The sequence below is a fragment of the Archangium sp. genome (assembly GCF_036389735.1).
Lineage (GTDB): Bacteria > Myxococcota > Myxococcia > Myxococcales > Myxococcaceae > Archangium.
In genome coordinates, this window is the sequence record NZ_DASVWK010000838.1 from 1 (window position 1) to 5032 (window position 5032).

The 5032-nt window shown below is 72.8% G+C and carries 3 protein-coding genes and 2 pseudogenes; 3 read left to right on the forward strand and 2 right to left on the reverse strand.

Translation table 11 applies throughout. The features are described 5' to 3' along the window. Both VF794_RS29900 and VF794_RS29905 read left to right on the forward strand, forming a co-directional pair. Positions 1 to 739 (forward strand): annotated as a pseudogene (locus tag VF794_RS29900) (hypothetical protein); the annotation flags it as partial. A gap of 212 nt (positions 740 to 951) precedes the next feature. Continuing rightward, positions 952 to 1698, forward strand: a complete 747-nt coding sequence (locus tag VF794_RS29905) for a hypothetical protein (protein WP_331116295.1) — start codon at positions 952 to 954, stop codon at positions 1696 to 1698. 18 nt (positions 1699 to 1716) lie between these two features. On the opposite strand, the gene VF794_RS29910 is transcribed toward VF794_RS29905, so the two are convergent. Beyond that, positions 1717 to 2964 (reverse strand): hypothetical protein, encoded by a 1248-nt coding sequence (locus tag VF794_RS29910; RefSeq protein WP_331116293.1) that lies wholly within the window; start codon positions 2962 to 2964, stop codon positions 1717 to 1719. A 97-nt stretch (positions 2965 to 3061) separates the two neighbouring features. Next, complete coding sequence (locus VF794_RS29915) at positions 3062 to 4624, reverse strand: hypothetical protein (RefSeq protein ID WP_331116294.1); 1563 nt, start codon at positions 4622 to 4624, stop codon at positions 3062 to 3064. A 182-nt stretch (positions 4625 to 4806) separates the two neighbouring features. Here VF794_RS29915 and VF794_RS29920 point away from each other — a divergent pair. Then, positions 4807 to 5032 (forward strand): annotated as a pseudogene (locus tag VF794_RS29920) (metallothionein); the annotation flags it as partial.

The window sequence follows — 5032 nt, forward strand, 5'->3', positions numbered from 1 at the left end:
CGTGCGCGACCCGGAGGATGACGAGTCCACCGCCGGCTATGGGCACACCCATACCCATACCGAGACCCAAGAGCCTCCTCCGACGCGTCGCTCGCCGGTGAAGCTGCTGCTGTTCACCGTCGTGACGCTGCTGCTGGTGATCGGCGCGGGGGCCGCGTGGCTGTTCCTGCTCGAGCCCGCCCCCAAGCCCGTTGAGGCTCCGGTGGCCGCGGCGCCGAGTGCCCAGGAGGTCGCGCCTCAGCCTGCTCCCACGGGCGACCCGCGCCCGGCCGATCCTTCTTCCGGGACCGCCAACGCGACCCCCACCGCCGAGCCCGGGAAGGAGACCGCGGCTGTCCCTCCGGTGCCGGAGCAGGGGAGCGCCGCGACGCCCGCGCCCACCGCGAACGGGACGACCCCGCCGGGGGCCGCTCCCCTGGCGGAGCCCCCGCCCGCTGGAGAGGTGGCTGCCCAGGGTGGCCAGGGGCCCGACAAGGACCCACCCACGCCCACGTCAGACCCCAAGCCGCCCACACAGGTGTCCGTGCAGTTCAAGGCACCGGCACGGACGGTGCTGAAGGTGGGAGGACGTGGGGTGAAGCCCAACGACTCGCTGAAGCTGGCGCCCGGAACCGTGCGAATTGACTACCGGTGCCCAGGGTATCGGGCCCCCAAGGGACGCAAGGAATTCACGGTTCCCGAGAATCCGACGGACCCCGTCGTCTTCAAATTGGACTGCCGCCAGAAAAGCCGCCGGTGAGGTTCCGGGAGGAGACATATACGGTCGGCTCCCCCACTGGCGGACAAGTGGGCCAGGGTACGCGGGAGTGTCTATAAGTTGTTGGAATTCCAGGGGTTTTGAACTCCTCATCTCGTTTACACGTGTCAGACGGGTCCATAGAATCGGCCCCGTCTATGGCCCGTGCGAACAAGAAGAATGTGGCGAAGAAGAGGAGCCCGCCGGCGGGGAGGATCGCCCGCGAGCAACCCATCGCGCCCGAGCCCAACCGGTTGCTGAAGGTGTGGCGTCGCGTCCTCGAGCGACGACTGCGCACGCGGCTGCGGGCCCCGGTCGCGGTGGAGGTCCACGACAACACGCATACGATGCTCACCTTCCAGCGCCACCGGGCGTTGTGGCGGCTGCGGCTGCACCACATGTTCCTGGCGGCACCGGATGAGGTCATCCAGGCGCTCGCGGACTTCGTGCGCAACGGAGACGCGGAGGCCAGCGTGCAACTGGATCGGTTCATCGAGCGCAACAAGATCTACATCCGCCGGGTGTCACCGGCGCAGATGCGCAAGCGCCTGCGCATGGACCCGGTAGGTCAGCACCATGACCTGGGCCGCATCTTCGAGCGGCTCAACGAGCGCTACTTCAAGGGCCGCATCGACGCCGCCATCACCTACGGGCCGGCGCCGCGCGTCACCCGGCCGCGCAAGAGCATCAAGATGGGCTCCTACTCGGCGGAGTCGCGCGTCATCCGCATCCACCCGGCGTTGGATCAGCCGGTGGTGCCGCGCTACTTCGTGGAGTGGATCGTCTTCCACGAGATGCTGCACCACGTGTACCGGACGCGCCGGGGCGAGAACGGGCGGCGCTGCATCCACCCGCCCGAGTTCCTCGAGCACGAGCGGCGCTTCCACGACTTCACGCGCGCGCAGGCCTGGGAGACGGAGAACCTGGACCTGCTGCTGCACTCGCGCGTGGCGCAGGCGTGAGGCGGGCCTCCCCGGCCTTCAGGGGAGGATGATGCCGCCGGGGCTGCGACGCTCCAGCGGCTCCGGGGACGCGGTGGCCTGGGCCTGTGGCTCGGCTCGGGCCCGCGCCCGGGCCTCCACCTGGTCCCGGGTGGAGGGGGCCACGCGCTCCGCCAGGGTGTAGAGCAGCGCCTTCTCGTAGAGGCGCTCGGCGAAGCGCGAGGGCGGCTCGGTGGCGCCGTGCCAGAGCCGACGGGCCTCGGCGCGCGCCACCCGGGCTGGGTGCTCCTTGCCGAGGCGCTCGAAGTGCTGCCCCATCTCCCACAGGCGGCTGGCGTAGAGCCGGCGCATCGCCTCCGGCGCGAAGAAGGCGTGGGCGTGGGCGTGGGCGGCCTGGATGAGCTCCTCGTTGCGCTGCGCGGGGGTGAGCGCGAGCGGGCTCGACTCCAGCTCGTTCACCTTGAAGGCCAGCCGCTCCAGCTCGGCCATGGGCGGCAGCCAGCCGCGCATCTCCTGCTCCTCGTGGAGCTTGTGGCCCTCGTAGGAGAGCCGCTCGTCCTCGGGCTCCGGCGGGGGCGGCGCGGGCGGCTCGTCCCGGGGCTGCACGCCCAGGTGCCGCAGCACGGCGTCGAGCCCCCGCGGGTAGGCGGTGTGCGTGCGCAGGTTCAGCCCCACGGCGGCGGCCAGGCGCTCCAGGGCCTCGGCATGGGGCACCTCCACGGCGGCATCGGGGCCGGGTTGGGTGGCCTGCTTCATGAGGCGGCGGTACTCGCCGCGGCTCGTCTCCGCCACCTGGATGCGCACCACGCCGTGCTCGTCCGACATGAGGAACTGGACGGCCTCCACCCCGCCACCGCGCAGGGGGCGGGCGATCTCCAGGACGCGCTCGCCGGTGCCGTCGATGCTGGTGAGGACGGCGGGCAGCGGCTCCGGGCCCGTGACCACCGGGCGCGCGGGCTCGGTGGGCCGGGGCTGCTCGGAGAGGGCGACGCCCCGGGAACGCAGCCGGTAGAGGGCCTTCTTCGCCGCCTTGGCGAGCGCCTTGTCGCCGGAGGTCGCGAGCGCCTCGGCGAGGGCGGGGCCACCAGCGAGCACCGTGCCCTCGAGGAGGGCGAGCGCGAGCGGTTCGGGCAGGGCGGCGACGGCCTCGGGGGAGGGGGTGGAGGGCTCACCGGCGAGCGAGCGGGCGCGCTCCACCACCTCGGGGGCGAAGTCCGGGAGGGGCGTGCCGGCGCGGAGGGCGTCCAGCAGTGAGCGCGGATCGGCCTGGGGGCTCTTCGTGGGCATGGGCCGAGAGGTAATGCGCCTCGCGCGGCGTGGTGAGGCCGGGAGGGGGGCGGGCGCGAGGTGTCGACCACTGGCCCACACTTGGCGGGCCCGAGCGTTAGCGGCGGCGCACCAGCCAGCTGTCTCCGGCCTGGGCGGCCACGGCCAGCTCCTGCTGGAGCCGGGCGCCGAAGACGCGCGAGGGGTGGACGCCCCGCACGAGGAAGTGGTCGTACGCGGGCCCCTGCGTGGCGTAGTCGAACTCATGGGGCCGCCACTCGGAGGGGAAGGAGGGTGGGGGCGTGCCCTGGTAGCGCAGGGGCGAGTGGGGGGTGAGGGCGAAGCTGAAGTTGGTGCCGCCACCGCGCGCGCGGGCCAGCTCGGCGGCGCCATGGAGGAAGACGGGGTGGTGCACCACGCGCGAGCCGGCGTCGAAGACGAGCCCCATCACCCGGGGCCGGGGCGCGGTGGCCTCCACGAGGGCGTCCCACTCGGCCGCCTCACGGGAGAAGGCGCGGAAGCCGCGGCCCAGCGTGAAGGCGAGCAGCAGGGCACAGGCGGCGCTGGCCCACAGCAGCGGGCGGCGCAACTCGGGCCGGGCCACGGGCAGGCACGCCACGGCGAGCACGGCGGCGAGCTGCGCGTAACGGGTGTTCAGGTAGTAGATGTAGCCGCGGATGTCGAAGGGCAGCAGGAAGAAGAAGCCGAGGGCGAGGACGAGGAGTCCCACGAGGCGCCATCGCGCCACGGGGCCCTCGGTGTGGGGCGCGCCGCGGACGAGGCCCAGCACCAGCGCGCCCGCCGCCACCACGCCCATGGCGTAGAGGGGCCAGCGGTCCGAGCCATCGCGCAGGAGGTTGGCGAGCACGTCAAGGAGCTCGGCGCGGTTCTGCGCGAAGCCCTTCCAGGCGAGGTTCTGGGGGGACAGCATGGGGCCCCAGGCCTTCCAGGGGGCGCCGGTCTCCACCTCGGCGGGCTGGCCCAGGCGCAGCACCACCCACGAGAGGAAGAGGCCCACGCCGGGCGTCACGCCCAGGAGCGCGGGCAGGCGGGGCCGCAGTCGCGCCGCGAGGCCCTGGGCGCCAGCGTCCTCGGGCACGGGGGTGGTGAGGAGCAGCCAGGGCAGGGCGAGCCCGAGGAAGGCGAAGGCCTGCACGTGGAAGAGGAGGACGGCGACGAGACCCAGGCCGAGCCCCAAGGCCCAGGCGCGGCGGCGGGGCGTGTCGGTGAGGGCGCGTACGAAGAGGCCGCAGCAGAGGAGGGCGAGGGGCAGCGCGGCCAGGTAGTTGACGAAGCCCCACCCGAAGCTGTCGCCGTAGGCCAGGGGCAGGGCGAGCAGCGAGGGCCACGTGGGCCGTCCGAGGCTCCGCAGGAGGAAGGCGAGCGACAGGGGCAGGCCCACCACGTAGGCGGAGAGGAAGAGACGGTTGGCCACGTCGAGGGGCAGTACCCAGTTGAGGAGGCTGACGGCGTAGTAGTAGCCGAGGTAGGGCGTCAGCTCGTGGCGCGCGGCGAAGAGCTGCGGGTAGAGGGTGGTGGGGTCGTCCAGCCGGTGCAGCACGGAGATGAGGTGGAGGTGCTGCGGCAGGTCCACCATGGGCAGGTGCGTGGACACCCACAGGGGAAGGGCCCCCAGCACGAGGGCGGCGGCGTAGACGAGACGGTCGGTTCGCGCGGACACGGGTGGGCGGACTGTATGCGGCGATTCCCCCTGTCGCGAGCACTCCGGGCGCCTGCTCGCGGGGTGACCCTCCTGGGAGGGTGGACAGTCGGGCCCTCCGGGTTTGGACAGGGGAGAGGGGCTGGGATAATGAACCCGGTGAGGCTCGGATGTCCTGGCCGTCACCTGGGAGGTACTCGGAGATGAAGCGCATCGGGATGATGCTGGCCGCGGTGGTGGCGGGCGGCGTGCTGCTCACGACGGGTGAGGCCGTGGCCTGCGAGGGTCACCGTTCCAAGACCGACGCGCCGTCCGCGGCGGTGCCGGCGAAGACGGACCCGGCGGCCTCGACGGAGGCGGCGCCGGCGAAGCTGGACGCGGCGGAGGAGCAGCACGCGGCGAAGTGTCAGTGCGGCAGCGCGGCGGACT